This is a genomic window from Paraburkholderia sp. CHISQ3 (assembly GCF_030464945.1).
Lineage (GTDB): Bacteria > Pseudomonadota > Gammaproteobacteria > Burkholderiales > Burkholderiaceae > Paraburkholderia > Paraburkholderia megapolitana.
The window spans coordinates 639,507-659,587 of the sequence record NZ_JALPRG010000001.1 but is presented as its reverse complement, the minus strand read 5'-3'; the positions used below and the strand labels follow the sequence as shown (position 1 = coordinate 659,587).

The following is a 20,081-nucleotide window of genomic DNA, read 5'->3' as shown; positions in this document are numbered from 1 at the left end:
TAACGGATATCGCGCAGTCTGTGCGTCAGGATTCGAATGCCGCCGCGTCGTCTGCTTCGAGATCGAGTGCCACCGGCTCGCGGACCATGGTCGCCGACGCAGACAGGTCGCATGCCGGGTTGCGTGCCTTTTCGAGCACGGCCGGCGGCACCGGCACATTCACGCGGCCGATCACTTCGCCGTGCTGGAACATCAGCAGATCGCCGGGTTCAAAGGCGGTCCACACTTCGTCGTCGGTGAGCGGTTGCGTCGCGATGACCGCAACGCGGTCTTCCGGTGTCGTGTACTTCGCGAAATCGATCGATACGTCCGTGTCCACCAGATGCGCGGTCGAGAACGGCCAGCGGCGCACGAGGTAATGCAGATGTGTCGAGCAATGCGCGAACAGCGCCTGGCCATTCGACATCAGGAAATTGAACACGCCGAATTGCGTGATTTCGCGCGTTAGCGTTTCGAGCGCGGCGAAGAGTTCGTCGAGCGGCGGCTGGCTACCGGGAAACTGCTTGCGCAACCCCTGCAGCAAGGCACAGAACGCGAGTTCGCTATCGGTAGTGCCGACCGGCTGATAAACGCCGGTTAGAAACGGCTGATAGCCCTGCAAGTCGCCGTTGTGCGCGAAGATCCAGTGGCGTCCCCACAGTTCGCGCATGAACGGGTGGCAGTTTTCCAGCAGGATGTGGCCTTGAGTTGCCTTGCGGATGTGCGCGATCGTGTTCTTCGATTTGATCGGATAGCGCTTGACCATCTCGGCGATCGGCGACGTAGCCGACGACTGATGATCGATAAACAGGCGGCAGGCCTTGTCCTCGAAGAACGCGATACCCCAGCCGTCGGCGTGGTGGTCAGTGACACCGCCGCGCGCTGCGAAGCCGGTGAAGGAGAACGTGACGTCCGTCGGCGCGGCGCAGTTCATTCCGAGGAGTTGGCACATGATGCTGAGGCGGGGCCTGTGAACGGGATCGACCCGTTACAATGATGATTTTCCAAGCATATCACCGAGCCAGGCGCGGCAAATAAGCAAATAGCAAAATTGACCGGAGTGCGATCCGTCATGTTGCAGTTTGTCCACGTCGCATGGCCACGCGGTGAACGCCATCTTCCTCGCCATGACCGCTTCTACCGCTCCTATCGATTCCCTGACGCTGGCCCGCCCCGACGACTGGCACCTGCATGTACGCGACGGCGCGATGCTCGCAGCGGTGCTGCCGCATACCGCGCGCCAGTTTGGCCGCGCGATCATCATGCCGAACCTGCGGCCGCCGGTCACGACCACGGCGCAAGCGCTCGCGTATCGCGAACGGATCGTCGCGGCGATTCCGCCCGGCGTGAAATTCGAACCGCTGATGACCCTCTACCTCACCGACAACACGCCCGCCGACGAGATCCGCCGGGCGCGTGAAAGCGGGGTCGTGCATGGCGTGAAGCTTTATCCGGCGGGCGCGACGACCAACTCGGACGCCGGCGTGACGAGCATCGCGAAGTGCGCGAAGACGCTCGAGGCGATGCAGGAAACCGGTATGCCGCTGCTCGTGCACGGCGAAGTCACCGATGCATCGATCGATCTGTTCGATCGGGAAAAAGTGTTCATTGATCGCGTGATGACGCCGCTGCGGCGCGACTTCCCGGCGCTGAAGGTCGTGTTCGAACACATCACGACGAAGGACTCAGTCGACTATATCAATGGTGAAAATGCGGCGCCCGGACTGCTCGGCGCGACGATTACCGCGCATCACCTGCTGTACAACCGCAACGCGATTTTCCTCGGCGGTATTCGTCCGCATTACTACTGCCTGCCTGTGCTCAAGCGCGAGACGCATCGCGTGGCGCTGGTCGAAGCGGCGACGTCGGGCAATCCGCGTTTCTTCCTCGGCACCGACAGCGCGCCGCATGCGAAGGGGCTCAAAGAACACGCATGTGGCTGCGCGGGCTGCTACACCGCGTTGCATGCGCTCGAGCTGTACGCGGAAGCGTTCGACAATGTTGGCGCGCTGGCGCGCCTCGAAGGTTTCGCGAGCTTCTTTGGCGCGGACTTCTACGGCTTGCCGCGCAGTACCGAACAGGTGACGCTGCGTCGCGAACAATGGACGCTGCCCGACGAAATCACGGTTGGCGAGACGCCCGTTGTGCCGTTGCGCGGCGGCGAAGCGATCGGCTGGCGCCTCGTCTAACGGCGGAGCGCGGCGCTGTGTCTTCGGTCATGCGCAAGGTGCCGGGCTTTGCCGACATCGACTGGTCGATGCCCTGGTTTGCACCGTTCGCGGTACGCGGTAGACGCTGGCAACAGGCGGCACTGACCAGCGAGGCTGCTTTGCTCGACGCTATGAACGCAGATGCGCAGCTATCGCGGCATACAGTGCTCGATGGCAGGCAGCTCGCGTTCGTCGCGCAATCCGAATTGCCCGCGCATACCGCGTACGAAGCCCATATCGGCGCGACCGGCTGCGTACCCACGCGACACAACCTGCACGATTTCTTCAACGCGCTGTCGTGGTTTCAATTTCCACGGATGAAGGCAGCGCAGACCGCGCGTGGTTCGGCGGCGGTGGGTTCGTTGGGCCGCGGACCGACGCGCGGCAGTACCCGCGACGCGCTAACGCTGTTCGACGAAAACGCCGTGCTGTTCGCGAGCGCCGATCCGGCGCTGAGCGCAGCATTGCGCGCATTCGACTGGCAGCGCCTGTTCGTCGCGAACCGGGACGCGTGGGGACAGCGCTGCGAGGCACGCTGCTTCGGTCATGCATTGCTAGAAAAACTAACGATGCCGTTCAAGGCATGCACCGCGCATGCATGGATCGTCGATGTGCCACCTGAGTATTTCGCATGGCCCGACGAGCACCGCAATGCGTGGCTCGATGACTCGGTCAGCCGCGAGTTTTCGGGCAACGAGCCGCTAAGCAGCCAGGCATTTGCGCCCTTGCCGGTACTCGGTATCCCCGGCTGGTGGCCCGCAAACGAGTCACCATCGTTCTACGACGACGTGTCGGTGTTCCGCCACGGCCGGCGCACCCGATCCAGCGATGCTAGAATCGCGCCCAGCAAAGCGAGCCAGGCAGTCGCGGCTTTTCCGGTTTCGGCCGGGAAGGGCGAGGAAAGTCCGGACTCCACAGGGCAGGGTGATGGCTAACGGCCATCCGTGGTGACACGCGGAACAGGGCAACAGAAAGCAAACCGCCGATGGCCCGGCGCAAGCCGGGATCAGGTAAGGGTGAAACGGTGCGGTAAGAGCGCACCGCGGCTGCTGCGAGGCAGACCGGCACGGTAACCTCCACCCGGAGCAATTCCAAGTAGGCAGGCTAGCATCTTCGAGATGCAGGATGGGGCCCCCGTCACGTCTGCGGGTAGGAAGCTTGAGCGCGTCAGTAATGGCGCGCCTAGAGGAATGACTGCCACGCGTTGGCATCTTCGGATGCGGGCGTGCACAGAATCCGGCTTATCGGCTCGCTTTGCCACCCAACAAAAAATGCCGGCGTCCAGTGATGGACGCCGGCATTTTTCCTTGTAGCTTCCTTGTGGCGGGCGCGATGCCCCGAACGTCGGCTCAGCCTGCGACGATATCGAACGAGTGCGTCAGTTCGGCCGTCTTCGCGATCATGATCGACGCGGAGCAGTACTTGTCGTGCGACAGGTTGATGGCGCGTTCGACGGTTGCGGGGTTCAGGTTCTTGCCCGTTACCGTGAAGTGAAAGTGGACCTTGGTGAACACCTTCGGGTCTTCGCTCGCGCGCTCGGCCTTGAGCGTGACCGAGCAACCGGCAATTTCCTGACGGCTTTTCTTCAGGATCATTACGACGTCGTACGCCGTGCAGCCGCCGGTTCCGAGCAGGACCATTTCCATCGGGCGCGGCGCGAGATTGCGGCCACCGCCTTCCGGCGCGCCATCCATTGCGACCAGATGACCGCTACCGGTCTCCGCCGCGAACGCCATGCCATCCGGCCCCATCCAGCTTACTTTGCATTCCATGCCTGTACTCCAGCTCGCTTTGCTTACATTCGAGACGGCATTGTAGTCCTTCGTTTACGGGTCTGCCCGAGGTCATCCGGCATGTCGGATCGGCGCTGAGGGCCTTGTGTGTTGCGTTGCCGCATGCTGGGCGCATAAGGGATTGCCCGACAATTTTTAGGGACATTCCTCTACTCTGGGCCTTCTTAAAAGGCAGGGATGAAGCACGGATGACTGTTTTTAAAGGAATTTTTCCGTGTGACGCGCATATTACGTATTTTTCAAATGATGAAATCACTTTTCGTAATGCAACCGTTCTTGCGTCGCACAAGGTCTGTTCATATACTGCATCTCATTGGTCGTCGACGTCTGACAACCTCAGCATGTCTCCTCCACCCTCCTCCTTTGGTGGATTAAACCCGAACCGCGAGTTCGGGTTTTTTTTGCCGGTCTTTTTACCCGCCCAGTTCCCCGATCCACCGACATTTTGACTTGGGCGCAGGATTTCCTTTATAATTCAGGGCTTTTCCGCATATGCCCGCGGGAGAAGAACAGGGAGAGCCTGCACAGCGCCTCGATGCGCTACACACCTAAGCAGGAAAAAACACAGGGCACAGCATTTTTATTTTGGATCGATCATGAAGACGTTTTCCGCAAAAGCCCATGAGGTGACGCGTGAATGGTACGTGATTGACGCGACGGATAAGGTTCTCGGACGTGTCGCCAGCGAAGTGGCACGCCGTCTGCGCGGCAAGCACAAGCCCGAGTTCACCCCGCACGTCGACACCGGTGATTTCATCATCGTTATCAACGCCGGCAAGCTCAAGGTCACGGGTAACAAGACCACGGACAAGAAGTACTATCGCCACTCGGGCTACCCGGGCGGTATCTATGAAACGACGTTCGGCAAGATGCAGGAACGCTTCCCGGGCCGCGCGCTCGAGAAAGCGGTCAAGGGCATGCTGCCGAAGGGCCCGCTCGGCTACGCGATGATCAAGAAGCTGAAGGTCTACGCCGAAGCAACGCACCCGCATTCGGCGCAACAGCCGAAAGCGCTTGAGATCTAAGGGGAGCCCAGATGATCGGTAACTGGAATTACGGAACGGGCCGCCGCAAGAGCGCCGTCGCACGTGTCTTTATCAAGGCAGGCAAGGGCGACATCGTGGTGAACGGCAAGCCCATCGCCGACTACTTCTCGCGCGAAACGTCGCTGATGATCGTGCGCCAGCCGCTGGAACTCACGAACCACACCGGCACGTTCGACATCAAGGTCAACGTAACGGGCGGCGGTGAAACGGGTCAAGCCGGTGCGGTTCGCCACGGCATCACCCGCGCGCTGATGGACTACGACGCAACGCTGAAGCCGGAACTGTCGAAGGCCGGCTTCGTGACGCGCGATGCCCGTGAAGTCGAACGTAAGAAGGTCGGCTTCCACAAGGCACGCCGCAGGAAGCAATTCTCGAAGCGTTAATCGTTTCGGGAAGCCGGTTCCGCTTTCGGGCGGGACCGCTGCGAAAAAGAACCGCCTGCGCATCCGCAAAGGCGGTTTTTTCGTTCTTGCAGCAAGCGTGCGGAAAGCTTCGCCGGTCGCAATACCCCTGAAGAACCTGTTGATTTCATGGGCTTCAGCACGATATTGGGATCAGCCCTACAATAGCGGCTAGCAGCATTTTTTGGAGAGTTCGAATGAACGCAGTCACCGACACCCCCGTGGCCGAGATGCCGGGTCCGTTTGTCTTTACCGACGCCGCGGCTGACAAGGTCAAGCAACTGATCGAAGAAGAAGGCAATCCGGACCTGAAGCTGCGCGTGTTCGTGCAAGGCGGCGGCTGCTCGGGCTTTCAGTACGGCTTTACCTTCGACGAAGCGGTCAACGAAGACGATACCGTGATGGACAAGAGCGGCGTGCAGCTGCTGATCGATTCGATGAGCTACCAGTATCTGGTCGGCGCTGAAATCGATTATAAGGACGACATCAACGGTGCGCAGTTCGTGATCAAGAATCCGAATGCGACGACGACCTGCGGTTGCGGTTCGTCGTTCTCGGTCTGAACGACTGGCTTTACCATCGGTATGGTTGTAAAGAGAAACGGGGCTTCGGCCCCGTTTCTCTTTGTTGTGCTACCTGCGCCATGCATGCGCACGCACTCAATGCGGATAGATCGCCCCGAGTATCCGTTCACCCGCCGCACCCGTGACGGACGGCACATTCCCCGGCAGGCGCGCCACGCAGCGCATCGCCAGCCAGGCGAACGCGAGCGGTTCCACCTGATGCGGCGGCACGCCGAGCGCCTCGGTGGTCAGGACCGGTATGCCGCTGACGCCGCTTTCTTCCAGCGCACTCTGCAGAGCCTTCAGCAGTTCGGGATTGCGAGCGCCGCCGCCGCACACGTAGACCGCCCGGCAATCCGGCGCATGTCGCTCGATCTCGCGCGCAACCGTCACCGCAGTCAATGCGGCGAGCGTCGCCTGGACATCGGCGGCGGGGAGTGACGCGAACGGCTGGAGCTTCGCATCGAGCCATGCGGGGTTGAACAGGTCGCGGCCGGTGCTTTTCGGCGGCTTTTCGGCGAAGAACGGCTCGTCCAGCAGCGCATGCAGCAGCGGCCGATGCACCTGCCCGCTGGCCGCGAAATGACCGCTTTCGTCGAACGGTTTGCCGAGATGCCGGTGCGCCCATTCGTCGAGCAGCGCGTTCGCCGGGCCGCAGTCGAAGCCGCGCACGTTGCCCGATGCGCCGAGTATCGTGATGTTGCTGATGCCGCCGAGATTGCAGACGACCCGCGTTTCGCCCTTCGCGCCGAACACCGTCGCGTGAAACGCCGGGACGAGCGGTGCGCCCTGGCCACCGGCCGCGACGTCGCGGCTGCGGAAGTCGGCGATCACGTCGATGTGCGCCATTTCGGCGAGCAACGCCGGGTTGTTGATCTGTCGCGTGTAGCCCTTTTCCGGACGGTGCCGCACGGTTTGTCCATGCACGCCGATCGCCCGCACTTCGCTCGCGGTCAGGTTGCCGCCGCGCAGCAACTCATGGCAGCAGACCGCGTAGCGTGCGGCGAGCGCATTGGCGGCCAGCGCTTCACGCTCGATTTCGTTGTCGCCCGGTTGCTGCAGTTCGAACAGCGCGTCGCGCAGGCCCGCCGAAAAGCCCACAAACGCCTCGGCGCGCACGACCGGTGGCTTGCCCGCGGCGAACTTGACGGCGATGCCGTCCACGCCGTCCATGCTCGTGCCCGACATCAATCCGAAGTACACGCCGTCTACCGTGTCTTGCGCCACGTTTTGCTCCTCTCGGTGGTCGTTGCGAACGTTGTATGTTGTAGCAGATTATCCGCGCAAACGAGGGGCCAGGCCACGCGCTTGCGTGTGCGGACGCTCGCCGCGCTATCTATGGGACAATCTCTCTTTTTGCGACCTTCCGTATCCAGCATGAGCACCGAGTCCACGTCCAAACCCAGCGCCGCGTTCCCGATCACCGACGAAGTCCGCCACGCGCTTGCCGTCACGAAGCGCGGCGTCGACGAACTGCTGATCGAAGAAGAGTTCGCGCAGAAGCTCGCAAAGAGCGCCGCCACCGGCACGCCGCTGCGCATCAAGCTCGGTCTCGATCCGACCGCGCCCGACATCCATATCGGCCACACCGTCGTGCTGAACAAGATGCGTCAGTTGCAGGATCTCGGCCATACGGTGATCTTCCTGATCGGCGACTTCACGTCGCTGATCGGCGATCCGTCGGGCCGCAACGCGACGCGTCCGCCGCTTACGCGCGAACAGATCGAATCGAACGCGAAGACGTACTTCGATCAGGCCGCGCTGGTGCTCGATCGCGAGAAGACCGAGATCCGCTACAACAGCGAATGGTCGATGCCGCTCGGCGCCGACGGCATGATCAAGCTGGCGTCGCGCTACACGGTCGCGCGAATTCTCGAACGTGAGGATTTCACGAAGCGTTTCCAGGGCGGCGTGCCGATCTCGATCCACGAGCTTCTGTATCCGCTGATGCAAGGCTACGATTCGGTCGCGCTGAATGCCGATCTCGAACTCGGCGGTACGGACCAGAAGTTCAATCTGCTGGTAGGCCGCGAGTTGCAGAAGCAGTACGGCCAGGAGCCGCAGTGCATCCTGACGATGCCGCTGCTCGAAGGGCTCGACGGCGTCGAGAAGATGTCGAAGTCGAAGCACAACTACATCGGTATCAGCGAAAAACCGAACGACATGTTCGGCAAGCTGATGAGCATTTCCGACGTGTTGATGTGGCGTTACTTCGAACTGCTGTCGTTCCGTCCGATGGACGAGATCGCCGGCTTTCGGAGCGAAATCGAAGCCGGTCGCAATCCGCGCGACTTCAAGGTGATGCTGGCGCAGGAAATCGTGACGCGCTTCCACTCGCAGGCCGATGCCGAACGCGCGCTCGAAGACTTCAATCACCGCGCGAAGGGTGGCGTTCCCGACGATATCCCGTCAGTCACGCTGGCGGGTGCGCCGCTGGGCATTGGTCAGTTGTTGAAGCAGGCGAACCTGGTACCGTCGACGAGCGACGCGTTGCGCAACATCGAGCAGGGCGGCGTGAAAATCGACGGTGCGACGATCTCCGACAAGGCGCTGAAAGTCGAGGCCGGCGAATACGTCGTGCAGGTCGGCAAACGCCGCTTTGCGCGCGTGACGCTGACCGCGTAACGGTGCGCCTGTCGAGGCCGTGCACATGATTGCGTCGATTCAGCGGGTGACGGTGCGCTTGCCGGAGCCGCGCGCATGATCGCGTTGATCCAGCGGGTGACGCGCGCCGAAGTACGCGTCGCTGACCGCGTGACCGGTGCGATCGGCGCGGGCCTGCTAACGCTGGTTTGTGCCGAGCGCGGCGACACTGAAGCCGCCGCCGATCGACTGCTCACCAAGCTGCTCGGCTACCGCGTGTTCAGCGATGCGGCCGGCAAGATGAACTTGCCGGTGCAGAACATCGACGGTGCAGGGCGCTCCGGCGGCTTGCTGCTGGTGTCGCAGTTCACGCTTGCCGCCGATACCAACAGCGGCCTTCGTCCAAGCTTCACCCCAGCCGCCGCACCCGACGAAGGGCGGCGGCTGTTCGATTATTTTGTGGCGGCCGCACGTGCGAAGCATCCGGTGGTCGAGACCGGTGAGTTCGGTGCCGACATGCAGGTATCGCTCGTCAACGACGGCCCCGTCACGTTCTGGCTGCAAACACACGCCTGACCCGCGTCTGACTTTTCGTCGTCGCTTTTGCGACAATAGCGGCTCGCTGTTCCCCCTCCGCTTCGCAACAACCCAACCGCGTCCGGCATTGCCAGACCCGATCACAGGTGCGCACTGACATGTCCACGCAGATTCTCTTCATCCGGCACGGCGAGACCGAATGGAACCGTATCAAACGCATCCAGGGCCACATTGATATCCCGCTCGCGGCGAGCGGCATCGAGCAGGCCGGGCGACTGGCGCAGCGCCTTGCGCGTGAGGCAGAGCATGGCGCACGTCTCGATGCGATCTATTCGAGCGACCTGTTGCGCGCGCAACAGACCGCCCAGCCGATTGCCGACGCGCTCGGCCTGCCATTGCAGTTGAACGAAGGTTTGCGCGAGCGCTCGTACGGCGCGTTTCAGGGCTACGACAGCGAGCAGATCGCTGAGCGCTTTCCCGACGAGTACGCGCACTGGCAAACCCGCGACGCCGGTTTCGCCCCACCCGAAGGCGAGTCCCAACGCGAGTTCTATCACCGCGTCCTGCACGCGCTGGAGCCGATCGTCGCGACGCATCCGCAGGGCAGGATTGCGTGCGTGGCGCACGGCGGCGTGCTCGATTGCGTGTACCGGTTTGCGCACGGCATGACGCTTGATATGCCGCGCAGCTACGCGCTACTGAACACGAGTATCAACGTGGTGGAGATGGACGGTGGCAAGGCGACGGTGCTGTCGTGGGCGGATGTTGCGCATCTGGATGCGCGCAGCGAGGACGACGGTTTGCGCAGGGTGCCCGAACCCGGTCGGTGACTCAATCACCGGTTTAACCCGTTCAATCAGGCTGTGCAGTGGCGCGCCGTCGTGCGCGTTTCGACGCACCGTTGTTCAGCGCCCAACGCATCACGGGCGCGATGAGCTTGACGCCGGGCCGAACCATCGCGCGACGTACGCCTGCAAGCGTGTCGAAGCCGAGCATTTGCTGAGCCCAGTCCGGTAGCAGGTCCACACCGGCGTTCAGCATGAGCGCGCCGGCCGGCCGCATCGCAGCGCTGGGCGCACGGGCGTTCATCAGAATCCGCACGACTTCGTCGGTGCGCGGCCCCGTTTCGAGTTCCGGGCGCAGGTTCAATAGATACGCTTCGATGGCCGTGCGCGACTGCGGCACGTCGGATGCGCCCAGCATCGCTGCAATCCGCGCGGTTTCCGCAAAATACTGGTCCTGTGCTTCGGCGGGCAGCGTCGGATTCACATAGCGCAGGTATGCCGCGAGAAAGCTCGACACTTCGGCCACGTGAACCCACGTGAGCAGCGCGGGGTCGCTCGCGCGATAGGGCCGGCCATCGGGCGCGGTGCCGGTCACACCCAGATGAATCTGCCGCACCCGTTCGATCAGCGCCAGCGCATCGCGCCGGTTGCCGTACGTCGTGCCGGTGATGAACGTCGCGGTGCGGCGCAATCGCCCGAGAATGTCGGTGCGAAATGTCGAATGATCCCAGACACCCGCGAGCGCGAGCGGATGCAGCGCCTGTAGTAACAATGCGCTGACGCCGCCTGCCATCATCGATGTGAAGTCGGCATGTACTTTCCAGCACACCGCATCGGACCCAAACAAGCCGGGGTCGCCGGGCGGCGACGACAAATCGAGTTGCGGGCCGCTCGCGACCGTGAGTTGCGTCACACCGTCGACAATCGCCATACGCACACGTCGGGCAAGCGATGCGCCGAGGCCGATGCGGGGTTCAGATTGACGACTGGCTGGGTCCGACATTGCGGAAGGCTCCTTGCGACCCGGCGCGCGGCTCAGGATTCGCCGGCTTCCCAGAGGCCCGGCAACGGATTCGACGCATCGGGTGCGGCGAGGCCGAAGTGCCGGTACGTCAGCAGCGTCGCGACGCGCCCGCGCGGGGTGCGCTGCAGGAAGCCTTGCTGGATCAGATACGGCTCGAGCACGTCCTCGATCGTGTCGCGCTCTTCACCGATCGCGGCCGCGAGGTTATCGACGCCCACCGGGCCGCCGTTGAACTTGTGCAGGATCGCTTCGAGCAGCTTGCGGTCCATCAGGTCGAAGCCGACCGGGTCGACGTCGAGCATCACCAGTGCATCATCTGCCACCTTCGCCGTGATGTTGCCGTCGGCCTTCACTTCGGCGAAGTCGCGCACACGCCGCAGCAGGCGGTTCGCGATACGCGGTGTGCCGCGTGCACGTTTCGCGATCTCGAAGGCGCCGTCCGGATGGATCTGCGCGTTGAGCAGCGAAGCCGAACGCGTGACGATGCGCGCGAGTTGTTCGGCGGTATAGAACTCAAGACGCGCGACGATCCCGAAGCGGTCGCGCAACGGGTTGGTCAGCATGCCGGCGCGGGTAGTCGCGCCAACCAGCGTGAACGGCTGCAGGTCAAGCTTCACGCTGCGCGCGGCCGGACCTTCACCGATCATGATGTCGATCTGGTAGTCCTCGAGTGCCGGGTACAGGATCTCCTCGACGACCGGCGAGAGCCGGTGGATTTCGTCGATGAACAGCACGTCGTTGGCTTCGAGATTGGTCAGCAGCGCGGCGAGGTCGCCTGCGCGTTCGAGCACGGGCCCGGAGGTTTGCCGCAGGTTCACGCCCATTTCCCGCGCGATGATGTGCGCGAGCGTGGTCTTGCCGAGGCCAGGCGGCCCGAACAGCAGCACATGATCCAGCGATTCCGAGCGGCGCCGGGCTGCTTCGATGAAGATTTCAAGCTGACCGCGCACCTTTTCCTGCCCGACGTACTCGTCGAGCTGCTTCGGACGCAGCGCGCGCTCGAACGCCTCCTCGTTCGGCGACACGGGCGTGGCGGCGATGATGCGTTCGGCGGCGAGTTTGTCGGTTTCAATCATGGAGGGGATTGTACCGCGCGCCGCGTTATCGCAAACCCGGCCAACCCGCTAACCAGGCCAACACGGTCGATCGGTCAGGGTGTGGGCCGCGCGGCGGCATGTGAAGCTCTACCTACGGCACGCGGCGAAGCCGGATGTCAGACTTTCGAGAGCGCCTTCAGCGCCAGTTTGATGCCGTCGGAAACCCCGGTACCGGCCGGCACGTTCTTGATTGCGGCCAGCGCTTCTTTCTCGGAGTAACCCAATGACAGCAGTGCATTCAGGATGTCGGGCGCGTGGCCGGACGCCGATGCCGCACTTGCCATCGCGCCCAGATCCGCACCGAGCTTGCCCTTCAGTTCGAGCAGCAGGCGCTCGGCGGTCTTCTTGCCGATTCCCGGTACGCGTGTCAGACGCGCGGCGTCCTGCAGCGTGACGGTTTGCGACAGTTCGTGCACGCTCATGCCCGACAGCACGGCCAGCGCCATGCGCGCACCGATGCCGCTGATCTTCAGCAGTTCGCGAAACGTGGTGCGTTCCTGCAGGGTCGCGAAACCGTACAGCAGATGCGCGTCCTCACGCACGATCAGCTGGGTCAGCAGAACCACGCGCTCGCCGGTGGAAGGCAGGTTGTAGAACGTGCTCATCGGCACGTCGATTTCGTAGCCGACGCCGTTGCAATCGACCAGCAGGTGAGGCGGATTTTTTTCCAGCAGGACGCCGGCAATGCGACCGATCATGGCGGGTTCAACCGATTGAGAAAGCGCGAGTGTAGCGCAGCGCGCAGGTTAGCCGACAAGGCGCCCGCGCCGCACGCGCAGGCCTTTTTTGGCAAGCGCCGGCGCGAGGCCGCCCAGCGTACTCAACGTGTTGCCACTGTGCGCGTGGCAGATCGCCATGCCGAGCGCGTCGGCGGCGTCGGTGCCCGGCAGGCCCGACAGGTTCAGCAGGCGCACGACCATATGCTGCATCTGTTCCTTCGTTGCGCGGCCGTAACCGACCACCGCTTGCTTCAACTGCAGTGCGGTGTACTCGGCCACCGGTACGCCGCCCGCGACGAGCCCGCAGATCGCCGCGCCGCGCGCCTGGCCGAGCAGCAGGGTGGACTGCGGATTGACGTTGACGAAGACTTTTTCGATCGCGGATTGATCGGGCGCGTGCTGGCGGATCAATGTCGAAATGCCCTCGAAGATCGTGCCGAGGCGCGACGGCAGGTCCGCGTCCGACGTCTTGATGACGCCGCTCGCGACATACGCGAGCTGATGGCCGGACTGGTCGATGACGCCGAAGCCGGTCACGCGCAAACCTGGATCGATGCCGAGAATTCTCATGAAATGCGCTGGGAAAGGACTGCTTGCGATACTACAACGAATCGCATGAAAAACGGCCGGCGGGGCGTGCAGCCCGGCCGGCCGTGTTCATCGTGCCATTCGCGCAGGGTAGGTGGCTACCTGTGCATGGACGCGTTCCGTGCTGACTCAATGACGGAAATGCCGCACACCCGTCAAAACCATCGCGATGCCATGTTCGTCGGCGGCCGCGATCACTTCGTCGTCGCGCATCGAACCGCCCGGCTGGATCACGCACGTCGCGCCTGCGTTGACCACGACGTCGAGACCGTCGCGGAACGGGAAGAACGCATCCGACGCAACCGCTGAACCACTCAGCGACAACCCCGCGTTCTGCGCCTTGATGCTCGCAATCCGCGCCGAATCGACGCGACTCATCTGGCCGGCGCCGACGCCAAGCGTCATGCCATTACCGCAGAACACGATCGCGTTCGACTTCACGTACTTCGCCACGCGCCAGGCGAACAGCAGGTCGTCCGTTTCCTTCTGCGTCGGCTGGCGCTTCGTGACCACGCGCAGTTCGTCCGGTTGCACGTTGCGCGCATCGAGCGATTGCACGAGGAGGCCACCGCCCACACGCTTCAGGTCGAACGCATTGTGACCGTCGCCGAGTGCGATTTCGAGCAGACGCACGTTCTGCTTCGCGGCGAACACCTGCTTTGCCGCCGCGCTGAAAGCGGGCGCAATCAGAACTTCGACAAACTGCTTCGCCACGGCTTGCGCGGCCGCTTCGTCGACTTCACGATTGAAAGCGATGATCCCGCCGAACGCCGAAGTCGGGTCCGTCTGCAGCGCCTTCAGATACGCTTCGTGCGCACCTGCGGCGACTGCGACACCACACGGATTCGCGTGCTTGACGATCACGCAGGCGGGCACGTCGAACGTCTTCACGCATTCCCATGCCGCGTCGGAATCGGCGATGTTGTTGTACGACAGTTCCTTGCCCTGCAACTGGTGGTAGTTCGCGAGCGCGCCTGACGGTGCTGCGAGGTCGCGGTAGAACGCCGCACCCTGATGCGGGTTTTCGCCGTAGCGCAGGTCCTGCACCTTGTCGAACGCGAGGTTCAGCGTAGCCGGGTACGCGTTGCGCGACTTGTGTTGCAGTTCGTCGGTGAGGCTTGTCAGGTAGTTCGTGATCGCGCCGTCGTATTGCGCGGTGTGCGCGAATACTTTCGTGGCGAGCCGGAAGTTGGTCGCATAGCTCACCGCGTTCGCGTTCGCGCGCATCTCGTCGAGTACTTTCGCGTAGTCGACCGGATCGACCACGACCGTCACGTCGCGATGATTCTTCGCAGCCGAGCGCAGCATGGTCGGCCCACCGATATCGATGTTCTCGATCGCGTCTTCCAGCGAGCACTCTTCCTTCGACACCGTCTGCACGAACGGGTACAGGTTCACGACGAGCAGGTCGATGGTAGGGATGCCGTGCTTGTCGAGCGCCGCCATGTGCTCGGGCAGATCGCGGCGCGCGAGGATGCCGCCGTGCACCTTCGGGTGCAGCGTCTTCACGCGACCGTCGAGCATTTCCGGGAAGCCCGTGTAGTCGGCAACTTCAGTGACCGCGAGGCCTGCATCCGCGAGCAGTTTTGCCGTGCCGCCTGTCGACAGGAGCTTGACGCCGAGAGCGGACAGCGACTTCGCGAAGTCGACGATGCCGGACTTGTCGGAAACGGAGATGAGCGCTTGCTTGATCATGGTGGGGACGGGGAGCCGAAAAGGGACGAGGCGGGGCGCGCGACGCTACAGCAGGCCGTGCTGTTGCAGCTTCTTGCGCAGCGTATTGCGGTTGATGCCGAGATACTCGGCGGCGAGCGACTGGTTGCCGCCCGCCTGCTGGAGTACTACCTCGAGCATCGGTTTTTCGACGCACGCCATCACCATTTCATAGACGTCGTGCGGATTGGAGCCGTCGAGATCCTGGAAGTACATCCCCAGGCTGTCGCGGACACATTGTTCGATGTTGTGCTTGCTCATGCTGCCAGTCGGTCGGTATGGTCCGGCTCGCCGTCGTTGTTCACGTCGTCGTCGACGTACACGAGGCGCTCGGAAAGCGCGCTCTGTGCGTCGAAAAATTCGTTGACGGCGAGCAGTTGTTCGCGCGTCGTGTCCAGCGTATTCATGCGATGCCGGAACACGTTGGCGCCAGAAAGGCCGCGAGTGTACCAGCCGATGTGCTTGCGCGCAGTACGGACACCGGTGAATTCACCGTAAAACGCGTAGTGATCTTCAAGATGCTCGTTCATGATCTGCTGGATTTCGACCACGCGCGGCGCCGGCAACAGCTCGCCGGTACGCAGGTAATGCTCGATTTCGCGGAATAGCCACGGGCGCCCCTGGGCCGCGCGGCCGATCATGATCGCATCCGCGCCGGTGGCGGCCAGTACGGCCTGCGCTTTCTGCGGCGTCGAGATATCGCCGTTCGCCACCACGGGGATGTGCGCCGCGGCCTTGACGGCGGCGATCGTGTCGTATTCAGCATCGCCGCGATAGAGGTCGGCGCGCGTGCGGCCGTGCACCGTGAGCATCGAAATGCCGGCTTCTTCGGCGATGCGCGCGATTGTCAGCGCGTTGCGGTTGTCGCGATCCCAGCCAGTGCGGATTTTCAGCGTGACCGGCACCGCATCCGGGCCGATGCCCACGGCGTCGACCACCGCGGACACGATGCGCTGCACGAGCGGTTCGTTCTGCAGCAGCGCGGAGCCGGCGGCGACGTTGCACACCTTCTTCGCGGGGCAGCCCATGTTGATGTCGATGATCTGCGCGCCGTTCGCCACGTTGTAGCGGGCCGCTTCGGCCATCATGGCCGGATCGGCCCCCGCGATCTGCACCGCGATCGGCTCGACCTCGCCGGCGTGATTCGCGCGGCGCATGGTTTTCTCGCTCTTCCACAGCTGCGCATTCGACGCGACCATCTCCGACACCGCATAGCCCGCGCCCAGCCGCTTGCAGAGCTGGCGGAACGGCCGGTCCGTCACGCCGGCCATCGGGGCGACGAACAGGTTGTTGCGCAGATTGTGGGAGCCGAGAGTAGGCATCGGGCGAGTCGAAAAAAAGGAGCGCAAAAGCCGTCCGCTGCGCGGACGAATTGACAATTTGCGAGGGAAAACCGCCATTTTACCGTTAACGGATTCCTGGCAAACCCCTTGAGTCTGCTGTAACCCATTAAATCTTCTATGAAAGTGGTCGCGCTCATAGACCAACATGCGGACCCACATGCGTGGGCTATGAGCGCTCGTGCGTTCAGCGGCGCTGGCCGAACATCATCTGGCGGGCGAGGGCGGTCTTCACTGGCGGCGCAAATTCGAGCGCGGTGAGCGCGAGGCCGCGCAATGTGGCGAGCGGTGCGAAATCGACGGTAAAGACGCGGGCGAGCGTGTCGGTGGCGCGGATCGTGAGGCGCCGGTCGAGCGCGCGACGCTGCGCGAAGGTGGCGAGCGCGAGCGGCGTTGCGCCGTGCAGCGACAAGGCATCCGCGAGCGCGTGCGCATCGCGCAGACCGAGATTCAACCCCTGGCCCGCCACCGGATGCAGCGTCTGCGCCGCATTGCCCACCGCGACGATGCGGCCCTTGACGAGCGTATCGACTGCATTGAGTCCGAGCGGAAACGAAGCACGGCCGGTGATTTGCGTGAAACGTCCCATGCGGTCGCCGAATGCCGTGCCGAGTTCGCGTAGAAACGCCTCATCGGGCAACTGCGCGCGGCGTGCAGCGAGTTCGGGCGCACAGCACCAGACGAGCGCGAACTCCGCGCCGCGCGCACCGCCGATCGGCAGTAGCGCGATCGGTCCTTCCGGTGTGAAGCGTTCCCACGCGACGTGCGGTTGCGGAGCCGAGACGCTGACAGTCCCGACGAGTGCCGTTTGTCCGTAGTCGCGTGAACTGCCGCTGTCGGCGTCGCGTGCTCCCTGTTCGTGGAACAAGCCGCCTTCGGCATTCACGAGGATACGGGTGCGCAAGTTGCGCGAGCCGTGCGCATCGGTGATGGGCAGCGTCACGCCGTCGTCTTCCTGCACCGGCGTTTGCGCAGCGGTGGACGTGAGCCAGTGCACCGCGGTCGGCCGGACCGCATCGGCGAGCGCGCCGACAATCGAGCCGTAGCGCAGCACATAACCGAGCGCGGGCAGACCGTGTTCCTTGTGATCGATCAGCGTGCGCCCGAAGTGACCGCGCTGCGATACGTGAATGCGCTGGATCGCGGTTGCATCGTCGGGCCAGCGCAGCGGCTCGAGAATCATCCGGCTGCCGTGCGAGACGGCAATTGCGCGCGGATCGGAGCGCGCGTGTTCCGGTTCGCGCGCATCGATGAGCGCCACCGACAGCGCCTGTGTCGCGCTACGGCGCGCGAGCCAGCCAGCGAGCGCGAGGCCGACTGGACCGGCGCCGACGATTGTTACGTCGTAATCGAATGGGGCGCTGGTCGTGGCGGAAGAGGGTGCTGCGGACACTTCGCTCATGGCTGCGTGGGGTGGTCGCTGCGGTGGTTCGCACCCGCCGCTGCGCGCGCCTCCTGCATCAGCGCTTCGATTTCATCGGCGGCGACGGGGACGTCGCGCGTGAGCAGCTCGCAGCCGTCGGCGGTAACGACTGCGTCGTCCTCGATGCGGATGCCGATATTCCAGTATTGCTCGGGGACATCGTCGGCGGGGCGGATGTAGAGACCGGGTTCGATGGTCAGCGCCATCGACGGTTGCAGCGTGCGCCACGGCAGCGCACCCTGTTCATCGCGTTCGGCGCCGCGCTCGCGATAGTCGCCGCAATCGTGCACGTCCATGCCGATCCAGTGACTGGTGCGGTGCATGTAGAAGCGTGCGTATGCGCGCTCGGTAATCACGTCATCAACGGATGCATAGCGCTGACGATCGACGATGCCCGTATCGAGCAACCCTTGCGCAAGCACCCGCACAGCCGCCTGATGCGGCGCGTCGAAGGTGACGCCGGGGCGGGTCGCGGCGACGGCGGCCTGCTGCGCGGCGAGCACGATGTCGTACAGCTCACGCTGCGCGGCCGAGAACCGGCCGCTCGCCGGAAACGTGCGCGTGATGTCCGACGCATAGCCGTCGAGTTCGCACGCCGCGTCGATCAGGATCAGGTCGCCGTCCCGCGCGATCGTGTTGCCCGCGGCGTAATGCAGCACGCACGCGTTCGCGCCGGCCGCGACGATCGAACCGTACGCCGGCGCCTGTGCGCCGTAGCGGCGGAATGTATAAAGCAGTTCGGCTTCGAGTTCGTATTCGTGCACACCGGGGCGGCATACCGCCATCGCGCGGCGATGCGCGAGCGCGGAGATCTGCCCGGCGCGACGCATGATCGCGAGTTCGTGGGTGTCCTTGAAGAGCCGCATGTCGTCGAGCAGCGGCAGCAGGTCGTGTGCGCTTACCGGTGCCGCGGTTCCGCTGCGGCTCTGCGCGCGCACCGTGTCGAGCCAGCCGCGCACCTTTGCGTCGAGTTCCGCCGAGGTGCCGAGCGCGTAATGCAGCGCGGGTTTGTCGGCGAGGATGCGGGGTAGTTCGGTATCGATGTCGTCGATGGCGAATGCTGCGTCGAAGCCGAACGTTTCGCGTGCGCCTTCGGGGCCGAAGCGGAAACCTTCCCAGATTTCTCGTTCGACATTTTTTGCGCGGCAGAACAGGATTGCTGCCGGTTCGCCTGGCTGTGCGCTTGCGTCGAGGACGAGCGTCGCCTGAGGTTCGGTGAAGCCGGTCAGGTAGTAGAAGTAGCTGTCGTGGCGGTACGGGTATTCTGCATCGCGGTTGCGGATCGCCTCGGGTGCGGTTGGCACGAGGGCCACGCCGCCGCCTTGTGCGCGTAGTGCGGCGAGGACGCGTTCGCGGCGGGCGCGGTAGAGGTCGATAGCCGGGGGGGCGGCGGGCGTCGTGTCGCCCTGGAGTTCGGTGAGATTGTTCATCGTGCGATTGTAGCGCTCTATGCTCTGGTCGTTCAGGGGCTGCCGGGCGCTGGCGGCGGTGCCTGTTGCCGCCGCGCGGCTAGTCGTGCTTTTGCCTGGGACGGAGGCTTTGTTTTGGCGCCTCGCCACTTGTTCTTGTTTGCCTCGGCCGGCGGCTGTTCGTTAGCGCTTCGCGGCTGGTTCTTGTTTGCCTGGGCAGGCGGCTCTCCGTTAGCGCCTCGCGGCGCGGGCGTTGCCCCTGTGCGGGGCGGCACCTACTTTCTTTGCGCGGCAAAGAAAGTAGGCAAAGAAAGCCGCTCGAAACGTTACCGAGTCCTTTCCGTGTGCAGCCGGAGTGGCCCGCATCTAAGTGTCGTCCTCGCACTGACGCGGCAGTGGTCCGAGACGAGATCACACCTCGCACATTCAACGACAGTGACAAGGCCATCATCCGTTCCGGCGGGCTTCGCCGCCGATGGGCATAACCCTCTCGGTCTTCGTTTGGCGTCTCGTTCGGTCTTCGGCTTCAGGCTTGCTCTTTACCCTTCAACTTGCCACTTTAAATTCGTCGCCAATATCCTGCTCGGGCGTGCGCCTGGAACTGTCCTTCAACGTTCGCCTTCGGCTTTGACGTAACGCTCTTTGGGCCCGGTCTCCGCGGTGGTCACCCAACCGCTAGCACGTAGTGCGAGCGGGATGAATGACGGCCTTGTCACTAATGTTGGAGGCGCGAGGGATGGTCTCGTCTCGGACCACTGCCGCGTCAGTACGAGGACGACACTTAGATGCGGGCCACGAAGCCTGCACACGGAAAGGACTCGGTAACGTCTCGAGCGGCTTTCTTTGCCTACTTTCTTTGCCGCGCAAAGAA

Annotated in this window: 19 protein-coding genes, 1 other RNA gene and 1 pseudogene; 9 read left to right on the top strand and 12 right to left on the bottom strand. The window is 63.5% G+C overall.

What is annotated here, in order from left to right; genetic code table 11:
* Positions 1 to 25 precede the first annotated feature (25 nt).
* Positions 26 to 931, bottom strand: a complete 906-nt coding sequence (locus M0D65_RS02925; protein ID WP_266250987.1) for a class II glutamine amidotransferase — start codon at positions 929 to 931, stop codon at positions 26 to 28.
* A 175-nt stretch (positions 932 to 1,106) separates the two neighbouring features.
* On the opposite strand from M0D65_RS02925, the gene pyrC reads away from it, so the two are divergent.
* The 3 genes and pseudogenes from pyrC (at position 1,107) to rnpB (ending at position 3,449) form a co-directional block, all read left to right on the top strand.
* Positions 1,107 to 2,168 (top strand): dihydroorotase, encoded by a 1,062-nt coding sequence (gene pyrC, locus M0D65_RS02920; protein WP_266251194.1) that lies wholly within the window; start codon positions 1,107 to 1,109, stop codon positions 2,166 to 2,168.
* Positions 2,081 to 2,989, top strand: a pseudogene (locus tag M0D65_RS02915) (DUF3025 domain-containing protein); the annotation flags it as partial. The gene pyrC and the pseudogene M0D65_RS02915, both read left to right, overlap by 88 nt.
* Before the next feature lie 48 nt (positions 2,990 to 3,037).
* Positions 3,038 to 3,449, top strand: an RNA gene (rnpB, locus tag M0D65_RS02910) — RNase P RNA component class A.
* A gap of 89 nt (positions 3,450 to 3,538) precedes the next feature.
* Here rnpB and M0D65_RS02905 read toward each other — a convergent pair.
* Entirely contained in the window at positions 3,539 to 3,961 is a 423-nt protein-coding gene (locus M0D65_RS02905) for an OsmC family protein (RefSeq protein ID WP_091009913.1), read from the bottom strand.
* A 617-nt stretch (positions 3,962 to 4,578) separates the two neighbouring features.
* On the opposite strand from M0D65_RS02905, the gene rplM reads away from it, so the two are divergent.
* The 3 genes from rplM to erpA all read left to right on the top strand — a co-directional run bounded on the left by rplM (position 4,579) and on the right by erpA (position 5,992).
* Positions 4,579 to 5,007, top strand: coding sequence for a 50S ribosomal protein L13 (gene rplM, locus M0D65_RS02900; protein WP_075158980.1), 429 nt, complete (start codon positions 4,579 to 4,581; stop codon positions 5,005 to 5,007).
* 11 nt (positions 5,008 to 5,018) lie between these two features.
* The gene (rpsI, locus tag M0D65_RS02895; protein ID WP_091009916.1) at positions 5,019 to 5,411 is read left to right on the top strand and encodes a 30S ribosomal protein S9; all 393 of its coding nucleotides are present in this window, start codon (positions 5,019 to 5,021) and stop codon (positions 5,409 to 5,411) included.
* A 215-nt stretch (positions 5,412 to 5,626) separates the two neighbouring features.
* Positions 5,627 to 5,992: an iron-sulfur cluster insertion protein ErpA gene (gene erpA, locus M0D65_RS02890; protein ID WP_091009919.1), complete on the top strand. Its 366-nt coding sequence runs from the start codon at positions 5,627 to 5,629 to the stop codon at positions 5,990 to 5,992.
* 96 nt (positions 5,993 to 6,088) lie between these two features.
* Here the strand turns inward: erpA and M0D65_RS02885 are convergent, their stop codons facing one another.
* A complete protein-coding gene (locus M0D65_RS02885) occupies positions 6,089 to 7,219 on the bottom strand; it encodes an anhydro-N-acetylmuramic acid kinase (RefSeq protein ID WP_091009922.1) in 1,131 nt (376 codons plus the stop codon).
* Positions 7,220 to 7,369: 150 nt separating this feature from the next.
* On the opposite strand from M0D65_RS02885, the gene tyrS reads away from it, so the two are divergent.
* From tyrS to M0D65_RS02870, 3 genes are all read left to right on the top strand, one after another.
* Entirely contained in the window at positions 7,370 to 8,617 is a 1,248-nt protein-coding gene (tyrS, locus tag M0D65_RS02880) for a tyrosine--tRNA ligase (RefSeq protein ID WP_266250982.1), read from the top strand.
* Between the two features lie 75 nt (positions 8,618 to 8,692).
* Positions 8,693 to 9,151, top strand: a complete 459-nt coding sequence (gene dtd, locus M0D65_RS02875; protein ID WP_266250981.1) for a D-aminoacyl-tRNA deacylase — start codon at positions 8,693 to 8,695, stop codon at positions 9,149 to 9,151.
* A 119-nt stretch (positions 9,152 to 9,270) separates the two neighbouring features.
* Positions 9,271 to 9,942 (top strand): histidine phosphatase family protein, encoded by a 672-nt coding sequence (locus M0D65_RS02870; protein WP_266250979.1) that lies wholly within the window; start codon positions 9,271 to 9,273, stop codon positions 9,940 to 9,942.
* A 22-nt stretch (positions 9,943 to 9,964) separates the two neighbouring features.
* Here M0D65_RS02870 and M0D65_RS02865 read toward each other — a convergent pair whose 3' ends face one another.
* The 9 genes from M0D65_RS02865 to M0D65_RS02825 all read right to left on the bottom strand — a co-directional run bounded on the left by M0D65_RS02865 (position 9,965) and on the right by M0D65_RS02825 (position 19,231).
* On the bottom strand, positions 9,965 to 10,828 hold the full coding sequence (locus tag M0D65_RS02865; protein WP_266251192.1) for an oxygenase MpaB family protein: 864 nt from the start codon (positions 10,826 to 10,828) through the stop codon (positions 9,965 to 9,967).
* A 104-nt stretch (positions 10,829 to 10,932) separates the two neighbouring features.
* Positions 10,933 to 11,997, bottom strand: a complete 1,065-nt coding sequence (gene ruvB, locus M0D65_RS02860) for a Holliday junction branch migration DNA helicase RuvB (protein ID WP_266250959.1) — start codon at positions 11,995 to 11,997, stop codon at positions 10,933 to 10,935.
* A 137-nt stretch (positions 11,998 to 12,134) separates the two neighbouring features.
* Positions 12,135 to 12,716: a Holliday junction branch migration protein RuvA gene (ruvA, locus tag M0D65_RS02855; RefSeq protein WP_091009935.1), complete on the bottom strand. Its 582-nt coding sequence runs from the start codon at positions 12,714 to 12,716 to the stop codon at positions 12,135 to 12,137.
* 48 nt (positions 12,717 to 12,764) lie between these two features.
* Positions 12,765 to 13,307, bottom strand: a complete 543-nt coding sequence (gene ruvC, locus M0D65_RS02850; protein ID WP_091009936.1) for a crossover junction endodeoxyribonuclease RuvC — start codon at positions 13,305 to 13,307, stop codon at positions 12,765 to 12,767.
* Between the two features lie 147 nt (positions 13,308 to 13,454).
* The gene (gene purH, locus M0D65_RS02845; RefSeq protein WP_266250956.1) at positions 13,455 to 15,020 is read right to left on the bottom strand and encodes a bifunctional phosphoribosylaminoimidazolecarboxamide formyltransferase/IMP cyclohydrolase; all 1,566 of its coding nucleotides are present in this window, start codon (positions 15,018 to 15,020) and stop codon (positions 13,455 to 13,457) included.
* Between the two features lie 45 nt (positions 15,021 to 15,065).
* Entirely contained in the window at positions 15,066 to 15,299 is a 234-nt protein-coding gene (locus tag M0D65_RS02840; protein WP_091009940.1) for a Fis family transcriptional regulator, read from the bottom strand.
* On the bottom strand, positions 15,296 to 16,360 hold the full coding sequence (dusB, locus tag M0D65_RS02835; RefSeq protein ID WP_091009942.1) for a tRNA dihydrouridine synthase DusB: 1,065 nt from the start codon (positions 16,358 to 16,360) through the stop codon (positions 15,296 to 15,298). The genes M0D65_RS02840 and dusB overlap by 4 nt, the downstream gene beginning before the upstream one ends.
* 205 nt (positions 16,361 to 16,565) lie before the next feature.
* Positions 16,566 to 17,780, bottom strand: coding sequence for a UbiH/UbiF/VisC/COQ6 family ubiquinone biosynthesis hydroxylase (locus M0D65_RS02830; protein WP_266250954.1), 1,215 nt, complete (start codon positions 17,778 to 17,780; stop codon positions 16,566 to 16,568).
* Entirely contained in the window at positions 17,777 to 19,231 is a 1,455-nt protein-coding gene (locus tag M0D65_RS02825) for an aminopeptidase P N-terminal domain-containing protein (protein WP_266250952.1), read from the bottom strand. The genes M0D65_RS02830 and M0D65_RS02825 overlap by 4 nt, the downstream gene beginning before the upstream one ends.
* Between the last annotated feature and the right edge of the window lie 850 nt (positions 19,232 to 20,081).